The organism is Citrobacter sp. LJND-P06, from assembly GCF_058188415.1.
In genome coordinates this window covers 4,618,840-4,637,278 of record NZ_CP187317.1, presented here as the reverse complement: position 1 = coordinate 4,637,278, position 18,439 = coordinate 4,618,840, and the positions used below count along the sequence as shown (strand labels likewise).

The window sequence follows — 18,439 nt, the reverse complement described above, 5'->3', positions numbered from 1 at the left end:
TCCCCTTAAGACTGCAAGACGTCTGCAAGGCGTTCAAGACGGCCGCGTACGCTACCGTCAATGACCATATCACCCGCTCGGATGATAACGCCTGCCATTACAGACTTATCGATTTTGCAATTCAGCTTAACTTTGCGTGACAGACGTTTTTCCATCGCAGCGCTGATCTTCGCAAGCTGTGCTTCACTCAGCGTGGTCGCAGACGTGACTTCTACCTCAGAGGTAGACTCACTGGCTGCACGCAGATGAATATACTGCTCCAGAACATCCGGGAGCGCGTTCAGACGATTATTTTCAGCCATCACCTTAATCAGGTTCTGGCCGTTTTCGTCCAACTGCTCACCGCAGACTGCGATAAACGACTCAGCGAGCGTTTCCGGCGCCAGTGCGCCAGAGAGAAGCTCTGCCATTTGTTCGTTCTTGGTTACCTCGGCTGCAAACGCCAGCATGTCCTGCCAACGTTCTACACTTTGGTGTTCGACGGCAAAGTCAAAAGCTGCTTTGGCGTAGGGGCGAGCTACCGTAATAAATTCAGACATCAGCCCCTCCCTCCTTACAGTTCAGCGACAAGTTTATCCACGATGTCGCTGTTAGCAGCTTCATCCACGGAACGTTCGATGATCTTCTCGGCGCCAGCAACAGCCAGGATAGCAACTTGCTTACGCAGCTCTTCACGGGCACGTTTACGCTCGGCTTCAATTTCCGCCTGCGCCTGCGCCACGATTTTAGTACGTTCCTGCTCTGCTTCAGTTTTGGCTTCGTCCAGGATCTGAGAGCGACGTTTGTTCGCCTGCTCAATGATAACCTGAGCTTCCGCCTTCGCTTTTTTCAGCTGGTCGGTCGCGCTGGCCTTTGCAAGGTCAAGGTCCTTATGTGCTCGTTCTGCGGAAGCAAGACCGTCAGCAATTTCTTTTTGACGTTTTTCGATGGCAGCCATTAACGGCGGCCATACGTACTTCATGCAGAACAGAACGAACAGGACAAACGCGATGGCCTGGCCGAGGATTGTTGCGTTAAGATTCACAGCACAATGCCTCTATCTAGTTAACGTTCTGATATTGCTCTTAATTCAAGCAACGCTTACTACGCGACAGCGAACATCACGTACAGACCCAGACCTACAGCGATCATCGGGATAGCATCCACCAGACCCATAACGATAAAGAACTGAGTACGCAGCAGAGGAATCAGATCAGGCTGACGCGCTGCGCCTTCCAGGAATTTACCCCCGAGGATGCCGATACCGATCGCAGCACCGATCGCCGCCAGACCCATCATCACAGCGGCAGCGATGTACAGCAGATCCATATTCAGGTTTTCCATGACAGTCTCCAGTTTGTTTCAGTTAAAACGTAGTAGTGTTGGTAAATTAATGCTCTTCAGACGCCATCGACAGATAGACAATCGTCAGAACCATGAAGATGAAGGCTTGCAACGTAATGATCAGTATGTGGAAAATGGCCCAGGGCACATTCAGAATCCACTGTGACCACCACGGCAACAGGCCAGCAATCAGAATGAAAATCAGCTCACCGGCATACATGTTGCCGAACAGTCGCAGACCGAGAGAAATCGGTTTGGACAGCAGGCTTACCCCTTCAAGGATTAAGTTGATAGGGATGAATGCCCAGTGATTGAACGGCTGCAGCGTCAACTCTTTCGCGAAGCCGCCGAGGCCTTTCATTTTGATGCTGTAGAACAGAATGAGGATAAATACGCCCAGAGCCATAGACAGGGTGATGTTCACGTCAGCAGACGGAACCACACGCAGTGCAGGCAAGCCGAGAACATGCTCACCGATGTACGGCAGCAGGTCGATAGGCAGTAAGTCCATCAGGTTCATCAGGAACACCCAGACGAAAATCGTCAGGGCCAGCGGTGCGATCAGCTTGCTTTTACCATGGTACATTTCTTTCACGCTACCATGCACAAAGCCGATCACCAGCTCAATCGCGGTCTGAAATTTACCTGGTACGCCGCTGGTTGCCTTTTTCGCAACGCTACGGAACATAAGCAGGAACAACAGACCCAGCACCACCGAGAAGAACATGGAGTCAATATTGAGCGTCCAGAAGGTGGCTGGGGGGTTATGCGGATCCACCAGCGAGAATGTACGCAGGTCCAACTGAAGGTTATTCAGATGGTGTCCTATGTAATCCTGCGGCGTCATATTTTCAGAAGCCATGATGCCTTTTACCCTTTGTTGTTAATTACAGCCGGCGCCAGTATCTGAACCACCAGCACCAAAACCCACGTAACGATCAGCGGTAAAAATACCGCCTTCAAAACCGCCAACGCCACCACCAGTAAAACCAGCATCGCTAACACCTTAAACGCTTCGCCGAAGGCGAACGACCAGGCCACTCGGCCTTTTGCTGGTATCTGCGCCTGGTGACGCCAGGCAAATATCATAAACAACATATTAGGCAGAAACACTGCCATCCCTCCACATATCGCGGAGATGCCCCAGAAGGGGTCTTTGAAGCTAAACAGCAATCCACTTGCCATTACAGCCAGTAGCTGAATGAACAGAAGCTTACGAGCAACGTTTCGACTCAAGAGCGACACAGACATCACGTTTTTACTCCTGCTACCATCGAGGTATGCCGCGTGTCGTATAAAACGTTCTTTAAGACCCGGAGTCAAGCATCAAAAAGCGGTCAAATTATACGGTGCGTCCCCGTGATTTCAAACAATAAGTAGCTAAAAGGTGAATAAATGTTTAAATATTTCTCTCTGCCCCGCATTTTTAACTTTTAGTCAAACTGTGAACGATCGTGCAAAACTGCAAACAGCGCGAAAACACTGGCGATAAAGCGTGCTTCAGATCACATATTGAGCATATTCGCCCTGGCAGTATTTATTTACTTGGCAAATGGTGCCTTTTCAACTTTTTGATATTTAAGAGTAAAGTCACTCACCATTTTAAAAACATCGAACTACAACATAAAAACAACCCATTGACATTCATAATAAATATTTAACATCAAAGAGTGATTTGCAAACCCTATTTTTAGCAGACTGATATTTTCAATGTTGACTACTTTTATCATTAACAAAAAAAGGGTCTTTGTCGAAATGAAAACAAATAGTGACGCTATCGTTAAGTGTAACCAGTTATAACGGCACGATACCCCACTATTTTTAACACCTGAGGTACCGTTTTTTTTCTATTTTTTTTGACAAATATTAAATTTTGTTTGCCTTAACGACGACCAGGTGACGTTCACCTTCCAGTTGTGGAACCCGCAGTTTAACGACCGATTCCACACTAAATTCAGCAGGCAACGAGGCGATTTCATCCTCTGGTAACACCCCTTTCAGCGCGTAAAAGCGACCGTTTTCGCCCGGCAGATGATGGCACCAACTGACCATATCATTGAGTGAAGCGAACGCACGGCTGATCACACCATCAAACGGCGGCTCGGAAGGAAACTCCTCAACCCGGCTCTGAACAGGCGTGATGTTATCCAGTTTAAGCTCATGTTGAACCTGGCGCAGAAAACGCACGCGTTTACCCAAACTGTCCAGCAGGGTGAAATGCGACTCAGGGCGTACAATCGACAAAGGAATTCCAGGCAGACCCGGGCCTGTACCAACATCGATAAAACGCTGCCCTTGCAGATGCGGTGCGACAACAATACTGTCCAGAATATGGCGAACCAGCATCTCACCGGGATCTCTGACAGAGGTCAGGTTATAGGCCTTGTTCCACTTATTCAGCATATCAACATACGCGACCAACTGATTTTTCTGGTGATCGGTGAGCGAAATACCTGCTTGATCCAGCAGACGAGAGAGTTTGTTGATCACGGTAGTTACCTGTATTCGGCGGGTGGCGCGATGCTTACCCGCCCTACGATGTACTGTAGGCCCGATAAGCAAGCGCTATCGGGCAATAAAAAATGATTACGCGCTACGGCGCAACATGCCTTGTTTTTTCAGCCAGACCAGCAGAATAGAAATTGCCGCAGGCGTAACGCCGGAGATGCGCGATGCCTGGCCAATGGAGACCGGTTTATGATCGTTCAACTTGGCGATAACTTCATTCGACAAACCAGAAACCTGACGGTAATCCAGCGTCGCGGGCAAAATGGTATTCTCGTTGCGCTGCTGTTTTTCGATCTCATCCTGTTGACGGGCGATGTACCCTTCGTACTTCACCTGAATCTCAACCTGCTCAGCAGCCTGAACATCGTCCAGAGACGGAGCAAACGGCGTCAGCGCGGTCAGTTGTTCATAGGTCATTTCAGGGCGGCGCAGCAGATCTTCACCACTCGCTTCACGCGAGAGCGGCGCGCTTAGGTGAGCATTCACTTCGCCCGCAGATTCGGAGGATGGAGCCACCCAGGTCGATTTCAGACGCTGACGTTCACGCTCAATGTTTTCCAGCTTCTCATTGAAGCGAGCCCAACGCTCATCATCCACCAGGCCCAGTTCACGGCCCATTTCGGTCAGGCGGAGATCGGCGTTATCTTCACGCAGCATCAAACGGTATTCCGCGCGGGAGGTAAACATGCGGTACGGTTCTTTGGTACCCAGGGTGCACAAATCGTCCACCAGTACCCCCAGATACGCCTGGGAACGCGCTGGCGCCCAGCCCTCTTTGTCCGCAGACAGACGGGCAGCATTCAGACCAGCCAGCAGACCCTGCGCAGCAGCTTCTTCGTAACCGGTCGTACCGTTGATTTGCCCGGCGAAGAACAGGCCGTGGATATATTTGCTTTCCAGCGTTGGTTTCAGGTCACGCGGATCGAAGAAGTCATACTCGATAGCATAACCCGGACGAACGATCTTCGCGTTTTCCATCCCTTGCATGGAGCGGACGATCTGCATCTGCACATCGAAGGGCAGGCTGGTGGAAATCCCGTTCGGGTAAATTTCGTTAGACGTCAGCCCTTCCGGTTCCAGGAAGATCTGGTGCTGGTTCCTGTCGGCAAAGCGCATCACTTTGTCTTCGATCGACGGGCAGTAACGTGGGCCGATCCCTTCGATCACACCGGCATACATCGGGCTACGATCGAGGTTATTACGGATCACGTCATGGGTTTTCTCGTTGGTGTGGGTGACGTAGCACGGCATCTGGCGTGGATGCTGAGACGCGTTGCCCAGGAACGAGAAGACCGGCAGCGGATTGTCGCTATTTTGCTGACCCAACACGCTGAAATCGATGGTGCGCGCATCGATACGTGGCGGTGTACCGGTTTTAAGACGGCTCACACGTAAAGGTAATTCACGCAGACGTCGGGAGAGCGGGATCGACGGCGGATCGCCAGCACGGCCACCGCTGTAGTTGTCCAGCCCAATATGAATTTTGCCATCCAGAAAGGTTCCGACGGTCAGTACGACGGCTTTCGCGCGGAATTTCAGACCCATTTGAGTCACTGCGCCAACAACACGATCGTTTTCGACAATCAGATCCTCAACCGCCTGTTGGAAGATCATCAGGTTCGGTTGGTTCTCCAGTGCGGTGCGTACCGCCTGGCGATAGAGCACGCGATCCGCTTGTGCCCGGGTTGCACGAACGGCAGGGCCTTTGCTTGCGTTTAGTATCCTAAACTGAATACCTGCATGGTCGATTGCTTTGGCCATCAGCCCACCGAGCGCATCCACCTCTTTTACCAGATGTCCCTTCCCAATACCGCCAATAGCGGGGTTGCAGCTCATTTGCCCCAACGTGTCGATATTGTGTGTCAAAAGCAGGGTTTGTTGACCCATACGCGCTGCGGCCATAGCGGCCTCAGTGCCTGCATGACCCCCGCCAATGATGATGACGTCAAAAGGATCCGGATAAAACATGGTAATTGCCTCGCATTACGGCGGTGTGAAAATGGATTGAAGCCCGGGCCGTGGATTCTACTCAACTTTGTCGGCTTGAGAAAGACCCCGGGATCCTGGGTATTAAAAAGAAGATCTATTTATTTAGAGATCTGTTTTATTGTGATCTCTTATTAGGATCGCCACTCTCTGTGGATAACAAGGATCCGGCTATTAAGATCAACGCGTTGCAGAGGATCATTAGCTGTGAATGATCGGTGATCCTGGCCCGTATAAGCTGGGATCAAAATGAAGGGTTATACACAACTCAAAATATGAACACGCGTTATTCTTTGGATAACTACCGGTTGATCCAAGCTTTTCACCAGAGTTACCCACAGTTGATCGCACGATCTTTACACAATTTTGAGTAAATTAATCCAGGATCCCAACCAAACCTCTGCCGGATCTTCCGGAATATCGTGTTCAAGGATGTTGATCTTGAGTGTCTCGCCTATCTGTTTTGCTCCAGAACGCTTCAGTTCTGCTTCTATTTTATCGATAGCACCACAGAAGGTGTCGTATTCACGACTACCGATGCCAATGGCGCCGAAACGCACCTGGGACAGATCGGTTTTTTGAGACTGGAGATCTTCATAGAAAGGAAGAAGGTTGTCTGGAATGTCTCCCGCACCGTGCGTAGAGCTTATTACCAGCCAGATCCCTGACGTGGAGAGATCCTCTACCAACGGCCCGTGTAGGGTTTCTGTTGAAAAACCCGCATCTTCCAGCTTTTCAGCCAGATGTTCTGCAACGTATTCGGCACCGCCAAGGGTGCTGCCGCTAATAAGAGTTATGTCCGCCATACGAGCCCATCCTGATGAAGATGGGCTATTGTACGCTGTGAGCGAGCTGGGATCTACCTGTGGAAAAGCAGGGGATTTAAAAAAATGATTATGGGCGGATAGTCCGCATGATCGGGTTCTGCAAAGAGATCAGCGTTTCAGTGGACTGAATTTCATCAATTGTTTGGATCTTGTTGATAAGTACCTGCTGCAGCGCGTCGATCGAGCGACACATGACCTTAATAAAGATACTGTAGTGGCCGGTGGTGTAATACGCCTCCGTCACTTCATCCAGACTTTCCAGTTTGGCTAAAGCCGACGGATAGTCTTTTGCACTTTTTAAAATAATGCCGATAAAACAGCAGACGTCGTATCCCAACTGTTTCGGGCTGACGTCAATACGTGCTCCGGTAATGATCCCTGCTTGTTTCATTTTCTCTACGCGAACGTGAATGGTGCCAGGGCTGACGCCAAATTGTTTGGCCAGTTCAGCGTATGCCGTACGCGCATTTGCCATTAATGCCTCAAGGATGCCGCGGTCCAGATTGTCGATCTGATAATTTTCCATTGGTTTTTCTTATGTAGATTAGAGATTCACTCTATTTTAGCCTCTAATATTAATGAATCAAAAGCTAAGCGGCCTTTTTGTTTGATGATTATTGAAAATCACCTGCATTCTGTTGCTTAATCATAACCAACAGGACGCAGGAGTATAAAAAATGAAAACCGCTTACATTGCCAAACAACGTCAAATTAGCTTCGTGAAATCTCACTTTTCTCGCCAACTGGAGGAGCGTCTGGGTCTGATTGAAGTTCAGGCACCGATCCTCAGCCGTGTTGGGGATGGCACGCAAGATAACTTGTCGGGCTGTGAAAAAGCGGTACAGGTGAAAGTGAAAGCATTGCCAGATGCCCAGTTTGAAGTGGTGCATTCTCTGGCAAAGTGGAAACGACAAACCCTGGGACAACACGACTTCAGCGCGGGCGAAGGGCTGTACACGCACATGAAAGCGCTTCGCCCCGATGAAGACCGTCTTTCTCCGCTTCATTCGGTCTACGTTGACCAGTGGGACTGGGAACGCGTAATGGGCGACGGTGAGCGTCAATTTTCTACCCTGAAAAGCACAGTAGAGGCGATCTGGGCAGGAATTAAAGCCACTGAAGCTGCAGTAAGCAAAGAATTTGGCCTGGCACCGTTCCTGCCGGATCAGATCCACTTTGTTCATAGCCAGGATCTGCTTTCCCGTTATCCTGAGCTGGATGCGAAAGGCCGTGAACGTGCAATCGCTAAAGAGTTGGGCGCTGTTTTCCTGGTGGGGATCGGCGGCAAGTTGAGCGATGGACACCGTCATGACGTTCGTGCGCCGGATTATGATGACTGGAGTTCCGCCTCCGAGCTGGGTTATGCCGGTCTGAACGGCGATATCCTGGTCTGGAACCCAGTACTGGAAGATGCGTTTGAACTTTCTTCAATGGGGATTCGTGTCGACGCCGATGCGCTGAAACACCAACTGGCGCTGACCGGTGACGAAGACCGATTGAGTCTGGAGTGGCATCAGGCATTGCTGCGTGGTGAGATGCCACAAACGATCGGCGGTGGTATCGGTCAGTCTCGCCTGACTATGCTACTGCTGCAACTGCCGCACATTGGTCAGGTACAATGCGGCGTATGGCCAGCGCAGGTGCGTGAAAGCGTCTCTTCTCTGCTCTAAGAATTTAACGCCGCCAGCGTCGCAGCAGGCGGCTACGCATCCCGGTATCAAAGCGCCAGATATGATCGAAAATGCGCATGATTCCGGGTTTGCCATGTTCTGACATCGCCACCGCATGAAAGCGATGTTGATGCACCCGTTGTAACTCTCCCACTTTATTCACCACATCGTCCGGCAGTCGCTGTGCGATAAAATCGGAAATCACCACCGCATCTGCGTCAAACCATTCCCTGCCTTGCATGCGTTCGATAATGGCGCGAAAACAACTGGCTATATCCGTACCGCCACGAAAACTCTGGCTCAAAAAACGAATAGCCTGCTCAATACCTTCCCGGCCAGACAACTCGTAGCGCACCACTTCGGTGGAAAACAACATGATGAAGCAGCGACGGTTATCGGCGAGCGCAATACGCATTAGCGCCAGACAGAATGCCTTGGCGCACTGTTCATTAAACCCGCCCATTGAACCGGAGGTATCCACACAGACGATAAACGGGCCGCGGGGTTGTTCGTCGAAATCCTGATGCACCACCGGACGTTCAGTGATTTTCTCGCGCCATGCTTCACCGTGCAGTCGATAGGTGAGCAACTGTTTTTCCACCAGCCGCCGGTAGAACTCATATTCCAGTTCGGTGATGCCGAGCGTTGCCAGCTCTGGCGGGAGTAAGCGCAGAATGTCGTCGCTTTGCTGAATGCCGTCTACCTGCTCTGGCACCGTGGCGGGTTCGCGAACCAGTGTGCGGAACGTTTCCATCGGCGCATCTTTGCGCGGCACGGATTTGGCCTCCCGTGAGCGGCCTAATTGTTCCGCCAGTTTTTTGAGCTCGGGCTGTTCGGTCAGAAAATCGCCATACTTAACAATTAACTGATAATCCCCACGTTTGAGCTGACCTGCGCTCATGTCCCACAGGCGACCCGCTGCGGTGTCGTTTTCCGCCAGTACCGGTTCCAGTTGTCCGCTCAGCGTCAAACGTTCCTGAACTTCACTCAGCAATTGTTCGCGTTCTTCCTCCAGCATCTGCTGATTTAGGGTGGTGGCCTGAACCACGAGACTCAAACGCCAGCGTTGCAGGAAAAGGGTGTGTAACGAAGGGGTAAAGACGCTATTACTGTCCACCAATTGTTGCGCCTGCCCGGCGTAGGGCGAGTGCAACCGGTGCAGCAGCGCTAATATTTGCGGGAGCTGTACAATAAATTGCGGTGTAGAGAGAAGCTGGCTTTGTTGATAGCTCATCACCTCTTCCGTCAATTCAGGGGGAACAAGCGTATCCTTGATTCGGCTGCGTAGCGCTTCACGCCAGCGCGGCAAATCATCGGTAATCGCATTTTTTAACCGGGGGTATCGTTCAAAAAATACCGCCAGTTTTGGCGATGCAAGCAGCGCGAGGATCATCTCTTCGATGATCCACTCTTCGCTGACAGCCAGCATGATATTCAGCATATCAAGGGTTAACATTGCAGTGCCTGACGAATTTGTGTGCCTACATCCTGCAGACTGGCTTCGATACGACCTAACCAGTCGCTATGGATAAAGAGGCATTTTTGTTGTTCGCTAAACAGGTTGTGCTGCTGATGCCAGTCATTGTCCAGCGCTTCCAGTTGTTGTTTGATTTCGCTGGGCATATTGTCTTCAGATGAGCCAGGAAGCGCCAGGCGAGTGCCCTGCAAGCTGACATCGCGAACAACCAAATGCTGGGCGCTGTCGACTTCCATATTCAGCGTTTGGGCAAAACCGATCCCATTCAGTTTGCCCCGGATCTCCCCGCCTTTCGATAGCCACAGCTCCAGGGCGCCACGATCAAACGTAATATGTATCACTTCCATATCGTGCAGCTTCAACGGTTTTTGCAGTAACAGTGTCAGGGTGGTGGCACTGACGTCTGGCGGCAAATCGTAATGCGGACGCCGACTGAACATACCCCCCAGACGCACAACGGTGAATGCGGTTTGGTCGCTTTTCTGCTGTTGAATCTGAATACGGCGTTGAGTGATGCCCCCCAGTCGCGTCAGCATCGCCTGCTGCTGCCAGGCGTGACTGGTCATCAATATTTCCAACTGTTGCTGCATCAGATTCAGGCTTTGTACGTCGTACCACAGGCAATCCTTCAGCAGAATCAGGTCGATAGGCGCGACGGCTTCGCGACCACTGAAGAAGGCGCTGGCTTGTAACAGGCGAATGGCTTTTTTCCAGCGTCGATCCGAGACATAGGGCGCATTTGGCAGCGCATCAAGCTGTTGGCGCAGGGTAAAAATCAGTTCAAATACGTGATCGGGCAACGAAATAGTGCCAATGGTTTTTTGCCATTGGTGATATTCGTCATCGGTGACCTGTAGCGAGGCCGGAACGGGATTTTCACTTTCATCCAGTTGGCTTATCAGCATTGAGCGGAAATTGGCTTTGTCCTGCACTTTATCCAGCCACAGGCGGATCAGCATACGGTCATACAGCGCTTCAAGACTGCTGTCTGCTTCCGGCAGTTCGTTTGATGCCGCCACCAGCAGACGCATAGGGATTTTTTCTTCGTAGGCGCCGTTGCGAAAATGACGTTCGTTGATGGCGGTCAGCAATGTATTGAGGATTGCCGGGCCGGCTTTCCATATTTCGTCCAGAAAGACGATTTCAGCTTCGGGCAGATATCCGGCGGTTAATCGCTCATAGCGCCCTTCATCTTTTAATGCCTGAATGGAAAGTGGGCCAAAGACTTCTTCAGGCGTGGAAAAACGGGTCATCAGATATTCAAAAGCTCTGGCGTGCTGAAAAGCATATTTGAGTCGACGGGCAATCAGGCTTTTGGCAATACCAGGGGGGCCGAGTAAAAAAACGCTCTCTCCGCTCAACGCGGCTAAAAGACACAAGCGTACGGCATGGCTGCGTTCATAAAGTCCCTTTTCCAAAGCACTGCTCAGACGGGAAATTCTTTCCGCTAATAAATGTGGGTGAGCCATAATAGAGTGGCGTCCTTTCATCAGTTGTACCATGTAAACAGCGAGTATAGACGTTTCGCTCCAGGGGTATTAATAGACTGAAGCGCTGTTTCATATTCTTTGCGCCAGATTAATCTGCCGCAATTTAGGGGTACGATTTTGCGATTAATCGTGCATACTTGCGCTTTTTTGTGGGCCAAGGGACTACGCACACATTTCATATATAAACGAAAGACTAGTCTATGAGCACTGATAATAAGCAATCATTGTCTGCGATTACTCTCGCGGCGATTGGGGTGGTCTACGGTGATATCGGCACCAGCCCGCTATATACGCTTCGCGAATGTTTGTCCGGTCAGTTCGGTTTTGGCGTTGAGCGCGACGCTGTGTTTGGTTTTCTGTCGCTGATTTTTTGGCTGTTGATTTTTGTTGTCTCCATCAAGTATTTGACGTTTGTCATGCGTGCAGATAACGCTGGTGAAGGCGGGATCCTGACACTCATGTCGCTAGCCGGGCGGAATACATCGGCAAGAACAACTTCCGCATTGGTCATTATCGGACTGATCGGGGGGAGCTTTTTCTATGGTGAAGTGGTGATCACCCCAGCAATCTCGGTTATGTCGGCGATTGAAGGTTTGGAAATCATTGCGCCGCAGCTCGATACCTGGATTGTCCCGCTTTCTATTATCGTCCTCACCCTGCTGTTTATGATTCAGAAGCATGGTACCGGGATGGTGGGTAAGCTGTTTGCACCAATCATGCTGATTTGGTTCCTGGTGCTTGCCGGGCTGGGTTTGCGCAGCATTATCGCCAATCCAGAAGTGTTACAAGCTTTAAACCCGCTGTGGGCTGTGCATTTCTTTCTGGAATTTAAAACCTTATCCTTTATCGCATTAGGCGCTGTGGTGCTGTCTATTACCGGTGTCGAAGCGCTGTACGCCGATATGGGCCATTTTGGTAAGCTCCCTATCCGCCTGGCATGGTTCTCTGTGGTATTGCCTTCGCTGGTGCTGAACTATTTCGGTCAGGGGGCGTTATTGCTCAAACACCCGGAAGCCATCAAAAACCCGTTCTTCCTGTTGGCGCCGGATTGGGCGTTGATTCCGCTGCTGATTCTCGCCGCCCTGGCGACGGTTATCGCTTCACAGGCCGTCATCTCTGGCGTTTTCTCACTGACGCGTCAGGCTGTACGCCTTGGCTATTTGTCGCCAATGCGCATTATCCATACTTCAGAGATGGAGTCGGGTCAGATCTACATTCCCTTTGTAAACTGGATGCTCTACGTCGCTGTGGTGATTGTGATTATCAGCTTCGAGCACTCCAGCAATCTGGCGGCGGCGTACGGTATTGCGGTGACGGGAACAATGGTATTGACGTCAATCCTTTCTACCACCGTCGCGCGTAAAAACTGGCACTGGAATAAGTACTTCGTCGCGCTGATCCTGGTGGCGTTCCTGTGCATTGACGTTCCGCTGTTCTCGGCAAACCTCGATAAACTGCTTTCAGGCGGTTGGTTGCCATTAAGTCTGGGTCTGGTGATGTTTACTATTATGACGACCTGGAAAAGCGAGCGCTTCCGTCTGCTGCGGCGCATGCATGAGCACGGCAACTCTCTGGAAGCGATGATCGCCTCACTGGAGAAATCACCGCCGGTTCGTGTGCCGGGCACCGCGGTGTATATGTCGCGCGCACTGAACGTTATCCCGTTTGCCTTGATGCATAACCTCAAGCATAACAAGGTGCTGCATGAGCGGGTTATTCTGCTGACGTTGCGCACGGAAGATGCGCCTTACGTACACAACGTGCGTCGTGTGCAGATTGAGCAACTGTCACCCACCTTCTGGCGCGTGGTGGCCAGTTACGGCTGGCGCGAAACGCCGAACGTTGAGGAAGTTTTCCATCGCTGCGGTCTGGAAGGGTTAAGCTGTCGAATGATGGAAACCTCTTTCTTTATGTCACACGAATCGTTAATCGTTGGAAAACGCCCGTGGTATCTCCGTTTGCGCGGCAAACTGTATCTGCTGTTGCAGCGTAATGCGCTGCGTGCGCCGGATCAGTTTGAGATCCCGCCTAACCGGGTTATTGAACTGGGTACCCAGGTCGAGATTTAAACCGAACAACGCCCTCTTTCATGATGAAAGGGGGCGTTTTGTATATCCCTTCTCAGATTTTATTCTTCACCATGACGCGGTTTGCGAAACGTTTCGATGCCGATCACATTTCAATAACCTCAGGGTGGTTATCTGCGCATTATTGCGACTAAACTTATCGTCAGCGAAACGTTTCGCTAGTGGAGTAAGAAAATGAAGAAAGGCACGGTACTCAATTCTGAAATTTCATCGGTGATTTCCCGATTGGGGCATACCGATACGCTGGTGGTGTGTGATGCGGGTTTACCCATTCCGGGCAGCACATCGCGTATTGATATGGCATTAACCCAGGGGGTGCCTTCATTTATGCAGGTACTGGATGTCGTCACCCGTGAAATGCAGGTCGAGTCGGCCATTCTCGCGACGGAAATCAAACAACATAATCCGCAGCTCCACGAAACGTTGCTCAAACACATTGAGCAACTGCAACAACACCAGGGAAACACCATAGAAATTCGTTACACCACGCACGAACAATTCAAAAAACAAACCGCAGACAGTCAGGCGGTCATTCGCAGCGGAGAGTGTTCTCCGTATGCGAATATTATTCTCTGTGCTGGCGTCACGTTCTGAGGCCATCATGGACGCATTACTGCAACTCAAAGGGATCGATAAAGCGTTCCCAGGCGTAAAAGCGCTATCCGGCGCCGCGTTGAATGTTTATCCAGGCCGCGTTATGGCGCTGGTGGGCGAGAACGGCGCGGGCAAATCCACCATGATGAAAGTGTTAACCGGCATCTACTCACGTGATGCGGGTTCTTTGTTGTGGTTGGGAAAAGAGACCACCTTTACCGGCCCTAAATCTTCTCAGGAAGCCGGTATCGGCATCATTCACCAGGAACTGAACCTGATCCCGCAACTCACCATCGCCGAGAACATTTTTCTGGGCCGTGAGTTTGTGAATCGCTTTGGCAAAATCGACTGGAAAAAGATGTATGCCGAAGCCGACGTCCTGCTCTCAAAGCTCAATCTGCGCTTTAAAAGCGACAGGCTGGTGGGCGAACTGTCGATTGGCGATCAGCAGATGGTGGAAATCGCCAAAGTGCTGAGCTTTGAATCCAGAGTCATCATTATGGATGAACCTACGGATGCGCTTACCGATACCGAAACGGAATCTCTGTTCCGCGTTATTCGCGAATTAAAGTCGCAGGGGCGCGGGATTGTCTATATTTCTCATCGTATGAAAGAGATCTTCGACATTTGCGATGACGTAACCGTTTTTCGTGACGGACAATTTATTGCCGAACGTGAAGTGGCCTCGCTGACCGAAGATTCACTCATTGAAATGATGGTCGGTCGTAAGCTTGAAGATCAATACCCGCGCCTGAATAACGCGCCGGGAGAGATCCGCCTGAAAGTGGATAATCTGTGTGGCCCCGGCGTTAATGATGTTTCCTTTACGCTGCGCAAGGGCGAGATCCTGGGGATTTCGGGCTTGATGGGCGCCGGGCGTACCGAACTGATGAAGGTGCTGTATGGCGCGCTGCCTCGCACCAGTGGCTATGTCACTCTCGACGGCCATGAAGTGGTGGCGCGTTCGCCGCAGGATGGCCTGGCGAACGGTATTGTCTACATTTCTGAAGACCGTAAGCGTGACGGCTTAGTGCTCGGCATGTCGGTGAAAGAGAACATGTCGTTGACCGCATTAGGTTACTTCAGTCGTACCGGCGGCAGCCTTAAACACAAAGATGAACAACAGGCGGTCAGTGATTTCATCCGCCTGTTCAACGTGAAAACGCCGTCAATGGAACAGGCGATTGGCTTACTCTCCGGAGGAAACCAGCAGAAGGTGGCGATTGCCCGCGGTTTAATGACGCGTCCAAAAGTGCTGATCCTCGATGAGCCGACCCGTGGCGTGGATGTGGGCGCTAAAAAAGAGATTTATCAGCTTATTAACCAGTTTAAGGCCGATGGCCTGAGCATCATTCTGGTCTCATCTGAGATGCCAGAAGTATTAGGCATGAGCGATCGCATCATCGTCATGCATGAAGGGCATCTCGGCGGTGAATTCACTCGCGAGCAGGCCACCCAGGAAGTATTAATGGCTGCCGCTGTGGGCAAGCTTAATCGCGTGAATCAGGAGTAAAAAAGATGACTACCCAGGCTGTTTCTGGTCGCCGTTATTTCACCAAAGCATGGCTTCTGGAGCAAAAGTCGCTCATAGCCCTGCTGGTGCTGATCGCGATTGTTTCCACGATGAGTCCTAACTTTTTTACCGTTAATAACCTGTTCAACATTCTTCAGCAAACCTCAGTCAACGCCATTATGGCGGTGGGGATGACGCTGGTCATTCTGACGTCGGGTATCGATTTATCTGTCGGTTCTCTGTTGGCGCTCACCGGTGCTGTTGCGGCGTCGATTGTCGGAATTGAAGTTAACGCGCTGGTGGCGGTTGCCGCTGCCCTGGCGTTAGGTGCCGCCATTGGCGCAGTGACCGGGGTGATTGTCGCAAAAGGCCGCGTTCAGGCGTTTATTGCCACGCTGGTGATGATGCTGCTGCTGCGCGGTGTCACGATGGTGTATACCAACGGTAGCCCGGTGAATACCGGATTTACGGATAATGCAGACCTGTTCGGCTGGTTTGGCATTGGTCGTCCGCTGGGCGTTCCAACGCCAGTCTGGATTATGGGAATCGTCTTCCTTGCAGCGTGGTATATGCTGCACCATACCCGTCTGGGACGCTACATCTACGCGTTGGGTGGCAACGAAGCCGCAACGCGCTTGTCCGGCATCAGCGTCAGCAAAGTCAAAATTATCGTCTATTCATTATGTGGGCTACTGGCATCACTGGCGGGCATTATCGAAGTGGCTCGTCTTTCATCGGCGCAACCCACGGCAGGTACGGGGTATGAGCTGGATGCCATCGCCGCAGTCGTTCTGGGCGGTACCAGCCTTGCTGGTGGTAAAGGACGTATTGTGGGGACATTGATCGGCGCACTGATCCTTGGCTTCCTCAATAATGGTTTGAATTTGTTAGGTGTTTCCTCCTATTACCAGATGATCGTCAAAGCGGTGGTGATTTTGCTGGCGGTACTGGTAGACAACAAAAAGCAGTAACAACGACTACAGGACATCTTAAATATGAACATGAAAAAACTGGCTACCCTGGTTTCTGCTGTTGCGCTTAGCGCCACCGTGAGCGCGAATGCGATGGCAAAAGATACCATTGCGTTGGTTATCTCCACGCTGAACAACCCGTTCTTTGTCACCCTGAAAGAGGGCGCTCAGAAAGAAGCCGATAAACTGGGCTATAACCTGGTGGTACTGGATTCGCAGAATAACCCGGCTAAAGAGCTGGCGAACGTGCAGGATTTAACGGTACGCGGCACCAAAATTCTGCTGATCAACCCAACCGATTCCGACGCGGTAGGTAACGCGGTGAAGATGGCTAACCAGGCCAAAATCCCGGTCATCACCCTGGACCGTGTAGCGTCTAAAGGCGAAGTGGTCAGCCATATCGCTTCAGATAACGTGCTGGGCGGTAAGATTGCGGGTGATTACATCGCGAAGAAAGCGGGTGAAGGCGCGAAAGTTATTGAACTGCAGGGGATTGCGGGGACATCCGCCGCGCGCGAGCGTGGTGAAGGTTTCCAGCAGGCCGTTGCGGCTCACAAATTCAATGTGCTTGCCAGCCAGCCTGCTGACTTTGACCGTACCAAAGGTCTGAACGTGATGCAGAACCTGCTGACCGCACACCCGGATGTACAGGCCGTATTTGCTCAGAACGACGAAATGGCGCTCGGTGCGCTGCGCGCTCTGCAAACCGCAGGTAAATCTGATGTGATGGTGGTTGGATTTGACGGCACGCCGGATGGCGAAAAAGCGGTAAATGATGGCAAACTGGCTGCGACCATTGCTCAGTTGCCGGATCAAATCGGTGCTAAAGGTGTTGAGACTGCTGATAAAGTGCTGAAAGGTGAGAAGGTTCAGGCTAAATATCCGGTTGACCTGAAGCTGGTCATCAAGCAGTAATAAGCGATTCAGGCAGTTTACTGCCTGATGGCGACATAAATACGCCATCCTCAGAAGGTACAAACATTCTGAAGATGAAAGCGTAAAAAGAAAAGCAGGGCACGCGCCACCCTAATACGGTGGCGCACTTTACTGGACATTCCGAACATGAAAACCGCAGGCAACCTCGTTGTTCTTGGCAGTATTAATGCCGATCACATCCTTAATCTAAAATCCTTTCCAACCCCAGGCGAAACCGTAACAGGTAACCACTATCAGGTGGCTTTTGGTGGAAAAGGCGCCAATCAGGCGGTTGCTGCGGGCCGTAGTGGTGCAAATATTGCGTTTATTGCCTGTACGGGCGATGACGACATTGGCGAAAGCGTTCGCAAACAGCTAGCCAGTGACAACATCGATATCGCGCCAATTCGCGTTATCAAGGGTGAAGCAACAGGCGTGGCGCTGATTTTCGTCAATAGCGAAGGTGAAAACGTCATCGCCATCCATGCGGGTGCAAATGCGGCGCTATCGCCTGAGCTGGTGGAAGCGCAACGCGAGCGAATTGCCCAGGCCTCTGCATTATTGATGCAACTGGAGTCACCCATTGAAAGCGTGTTGACGGCGGCCAAAATAGCCCATCAGAATAAAACCACGGTGGCGCTTAACCCGGCACCTGCCCGTGAACTTTCCGACGAACTGCTGGCGCTGGTGGACATTATTACGCCTAATGAAACGGAAGCTGAGAAGCTGACCGGTATTCGGGTGGAAAACGATGAAGATGCCGCGAAGGCTGCTCAGGCGTTGCATGCCAAAGGTATTCATACCGTATTGATAACATTGGGCAGCCGTGGCGTCTGGGCCAGTGTGGATGGCGAAGGTCAGCGGGTTCCTGGTTTTAAAGTCGACGCAGTCGACACGATTGCAGCCGGAGATACCTTCAACGGCGCACTGATTACCGCGTTACTGGAAGAGACTCCTTTGCCTGAAGCGATTCGCTTTGCGCATGCCGCTGCCGCCATTGCGGTAACGCGTAAAGGTGCGCAGCCCTCTGTTCCGTGGCGCGAAGAGATTGAGGCGTTTTTGGGTCAGCAGAGGTAAC

At 51.3% G+C, this 18,439-nt stretch carries 18 protein-coding genes; 7 read left to right on the top strand and 11 right to left on the bottom strand.

Annotated elements, in window-relative coordinates; all coding sequences use genetic code 11:
* Positions 1–5 precede the first annotated feature (5 nt).
* The 9 genes from atpH to asnC form a co-directional block, all read right to left on the bottom strand.
* Entirely contained in the window at positions 6–539 is a 534-nt protein-coding gene (gene atpH, locus ACO7SM_RS21850) for a F0F1 ATP synthase subunit delta (protein ID WP_162382297.1), read from the bottom strand.
* 14 nt (positions 540–553) lie between these two features.
* On the bottom strand, positions 554–1,024 hold the full coding sequence (gene atpF / locus ACO7SM_RS21845; protein ID WP_073511767.1) for a F0F1 ATP synthase subunit B: 471 nt from the start codon (positions 1,022–1,024) through the stop codon (positions 554–556).
* A 59-nt stretch (positions 1,025–1,083) separates the two neighbouring features.
* Positions 1,084–1,323 (bottom strand): F0F1 ATP synthase subunit C, encoded by a 240-nt coding sequence (atpE, locus tag ACO7SM_RS21840; RefSeq protein ID WP_003023794.1) that lies wholly within the window; start codon positions 1,321–1,323, stop codon positions 1,084–1,086.
* Between the two features lie 46 nt (positions 1,324–1,369).
* Complete coding sequence (gene atpB / locus ACO7SM_RS21835) at positions 1,370–2,185, bottom strand: F0F1 ATP synthase subunit A (RefSeq protein ID WP_490469193.1); 816 nt, start codon at positions 2,183–2,185, stop codon at positions 1,370–1,372.
* An 8-nt stretch (positions 2,186–2,193) separates the two neighbouring features.
* Positions 2,194–2,574 (bottom strand): F0F1 ATP synthase subunit I, encoded by a 381-nt coding sequence (atpI, locus tag ACO7SM_RS21830; RefSeq protein WP_192614013.1) that lies wholly within the window; start codon positions 2,572–2,574, stop codon positions 2,194–2,196.
* 615 nt (positions 2,575–3,189) lie between these two features.
* Positions 3,190–3,813 (bottom strand): 16S rRNA (guanine(527)-N(7))-methyltransferase RsmG, encoded by a 624-nt coding sequence (rsmG, locus tag ACO7SM_RS21825; RefSeq protein ID WP_490469192.1) that lies wholly within the window; start codon positions 3,811–3,813, stop codon positions 3,190–3,192.
* Between the two features lie 96 nt (positions 3,814–3,909).
* On the bottom strand, positions 3,910–5,799 hold the full coding sequence (mnmG, locus tag ACO7SM_RS21820) for a tRNA uridine-5-carboxymethylaminomethyl(34) synthesis enzyme MnmG (RefSeq protein WP_490469191.1): 1,890 nt from the start codon (positions 5,797–5,799) through the stop codon (positions 3,910–3,912).
* A gap of 374 nt (positions 5,800–6,173) precedes the next feature.
* Complete coding sequence (gene mioC / locus ACO7SM_RS21815; protein WP_490469190.1) at positions 6,174–6,623, bottom strand: FMN-binding protein MioC; 450 nt, start codon at positions 6,621–6,623, stop codon at positions 6,174–6,176.
* Positions 6,624–6,711: 88 nt separating this feature from the next.
* Complete coding sequence (asnC, locus tag ACO7SM_RS21810; RefSeq protein WP_013368348.1) at positions 6,712–7,170, bottom strand: transcriptional regulator AsnC; 459 nt, start codon at positions 7,168–7,170, stop codon at positions 6,712–6,714.
* 151 nt (positions 7,171–7,321) lie between these two features.
* Here asnC and asnA point away from each other — a divergent pair, with 151 nt between their 5' ends.
* The gene (gene asnA / locus ACO7SM_RS21805) at positions 7,322–8,314 is read left to right on the top strand and encodes an aspartate--ammonia ligase (RefSeq protein ID WP_192614009.1); all 993 of its coding nucleotides are present in this window, start codon (positions 7,322–7,324) and stop codon (positions 8,312–8,314) included.
* Between the two features lie 4 nt (positions 8,315–8,318).
* Here asnA and viaA read toward each other — a convergent pair whose 3' ends face one another.
* Both viaA and ravA read right to left on the bottom strand, forming a co-directional pair.
* Positions 8,319–9,770, bottom strand: a complete 1,452-nt coding sequence (viaA, locus tag ACO7SM_RS21800) for an ATPase RavA stimulator ViaA (RefSeq protein WP_490469189.1) — start codon at positions 9,768–9,770, stop codon at positions 8,319–8,321.
* A complete protein-coding gene (ravA, locus tag ACO7SM_RS21795; protein WP_490469188.1) occupies positions 9,764–11,260 on the bottom strand; it encodes an ATPase RavA in 1,497 nt (498 codons plus the stop codon). The genes viaA and ravA overlap by 7 nt, the downstream gene beginning before the upstream one ends.
* Before the next feature lie 221 nt (positions 11,261–11,481).
* On the opposite strand from ravA, the gene kup reads away from it, so the two are divergent.
* From kup to rbsK, 6 genes are all read left to right on the top strand, one after another.
* The gene (gene kup, locus ACO7SM_RS21790) at positions 11,482–13,350 is read left to right on the top strand and encodes a low affinity potassium transporter Kup (protein WP_192614006.1); all 1,869 of its coding nucleotides are present in this window, start codon (positions 11,482–11,484) and stop codon (positions 13,348–13,350) included.
* 192 nt (positions 13,351–13,542) lie between these two features.
* Complete coding sequence (gene rbsD, locus ACO7SM_RS21785) at positions 13,543–13,962, top strand: D-ribose pyranase (protein ID WP_192614005.1); 420 nt, start codon at positions 13,543–13,545, stop codon at positions 13,960–13,962.
* A gap of 7 nt (positions 13,963–13,969) precedes the next feature.
* Entirely contained in the window at positions 13,970–15,475 is a 1,506-nt protein-coding gene (gene rbsA / locus ACO7SM_RS21780) for a ribose ABC transporter ATP-binding protein RbsA (protein WP_490471002.1), read from the top strand.
* A 5-nt stretch (positions 15,476–15,480) separates the two neighbouring features.
* Positions 15,481–16,446 carry a ribose ABC transporter permease gene (rbsC, locus tag ACO7SM_RS21775; RefSeq protein WP_192614003.1) on the top strand — a complete coding sequence of 322 codons (966 nt, stop codon included), beginning with the start codon at positions 15,481–15,483 and terminating at the stop codon, positions 16,444–16,446.
* Between the two features lie 24 nt (positions 16,447–16,470).
* Positions 16,471–17,361, top strand: a complete 891-nt coding sequence (gene rbsB, locus ACO7SM_RS21770) for a ribose ABC transporter substrate-binding protein RbsB (protein WP_192614002.1) — start codon at positions 16,471–16,473, stop codon at positions 17,359–17,361.
* A 147-nt stretch (positions 17,362–17,508) separates the two neighbouring features.
* Complete coding sequence (gene rbsK / locus ACO7SM_RS21765; protein ID WP_490469187.1) at positions 17,509–18,438, top strand: ribokinase; 930 nt, start codon at positions 17,509–17,511, stop codon at positions 18,436–18,438.
* The last annotated feature ends 1 nt before the right edge of the window (position 18,439 follow it).

What these genes read in the sequence shown, in the direction of transcription:
- atpH (WP_162382297.1), bottom strand. Translation starts at nt 539, where the DNA reads ATGTCTGAATTTATTACGGTAGCTCGCCCCTACGCCAAAGCAGCTTTT.
- atpE (WP_003023794.1), bottom strand. Translation starts at nt 1,323, where the DNA reads ATGGAAAACCTGAATATGGATCTGCTGTACATCGCTGCCGCTGTGATG.
- atpB (WP_490469193.1), bottom strand. Translation starts at nt 2,185, where the DNA reads ATGGCTTCTGAAAATATGACGCCGCAGGATTACATAGGACACCATCTG.
- atpI (WP_192614013.1), bottom strand. Translation starts at nt 2,574, where the DNA reads ATGTCTGTGTCGCTCTTGAGTCGAAACGTTGCTCGTAAGCTTCTGTTC.
- mnmG (WP_490469191.1), bottom strand. Translation starts at nt 5,799, where the DNA reads ATGTTTTATCCGGATCCTTTTGACGTCATCATCATTGGCGGGGGTCAT.
- mioC (WP_490469190.1), bottom strand. Translation starts at nt 6,623, where the DNA reads ATGGCGGACATAACTCTTATTAGCGGCAGCACCCTTGGCGGTGCCGAA.
- asnC (WP_013368348.1), bottom strand. Translation starts at nt 7,170, where the DNA reads ATGGAAAATTATCAGATCGACAATCTGGACCGCGGCATCCTTGAGGCA.
- asnA (WP_192614009.1), top strand. Translation starts at nt 7,322, where the DNA reads ATGAAAACCGCTTACATTGCCAAACAACGTCAAATTAGCTTCGTGAAA.
- viaA (WP_490469189.1), bottom strand. Translation starts at nt 9,770, where the DNA reads ATGTTAACCCTTGATATGCTGAATATCATGCTGGCTGTCAGCGAAGAG.
- ravA (WP_490469188.1), bottom strand. Translation starts at nt 11,260, where the DNA reads ATGGCTCACCCACATTTATTAGCGGAAAGAATTTCCCGTCTGAGCAGT.
- kup (WP_192614006.1), top strand. Translation starts at nt 11,482, where the DNA reads ATGAGCACTGATAATAAGCAATCATTGTCTGCGATTACTCTCGCGGCG.
- rbsD (WP_192614005.1), top strand. Translation starts at nt 13,543, where the DNA reads ATGAAGAAAGGCACGGTACTCAATTCTGAAATTTCATCGGTGATTTCC.
- rbsA (WP_490471002.1), top strand. Translation starts at nt 13,970, where the DNA reads ATGGACGCATTACTGCAACTCAAAGGGATCGATAAAGCGTTCCCAGGC.
- rbsC (WP_192614003.1), top strand. Translation starts at nt 15,481, where the DNA reads ATGACTACCCAGGCTGTTTCTGGTCGCCGTTATTTCACCAAAGCATGG.
- rbsB (WP_192614002.1), top strand. Translation starts at nt 16,471, where the DNA reads ATGAACATGAAAAAACTGGCTACCCTGGTTTCTGCTGTTGCGCTTAGC.
- rbsK (WP_490469187.1), top strand. Translation starts at nt 17,509, where the DNA reads ATGAAAACCGCAGGCAACCTCGTTGTTCTTGGCAGTATTAATGCCGAT.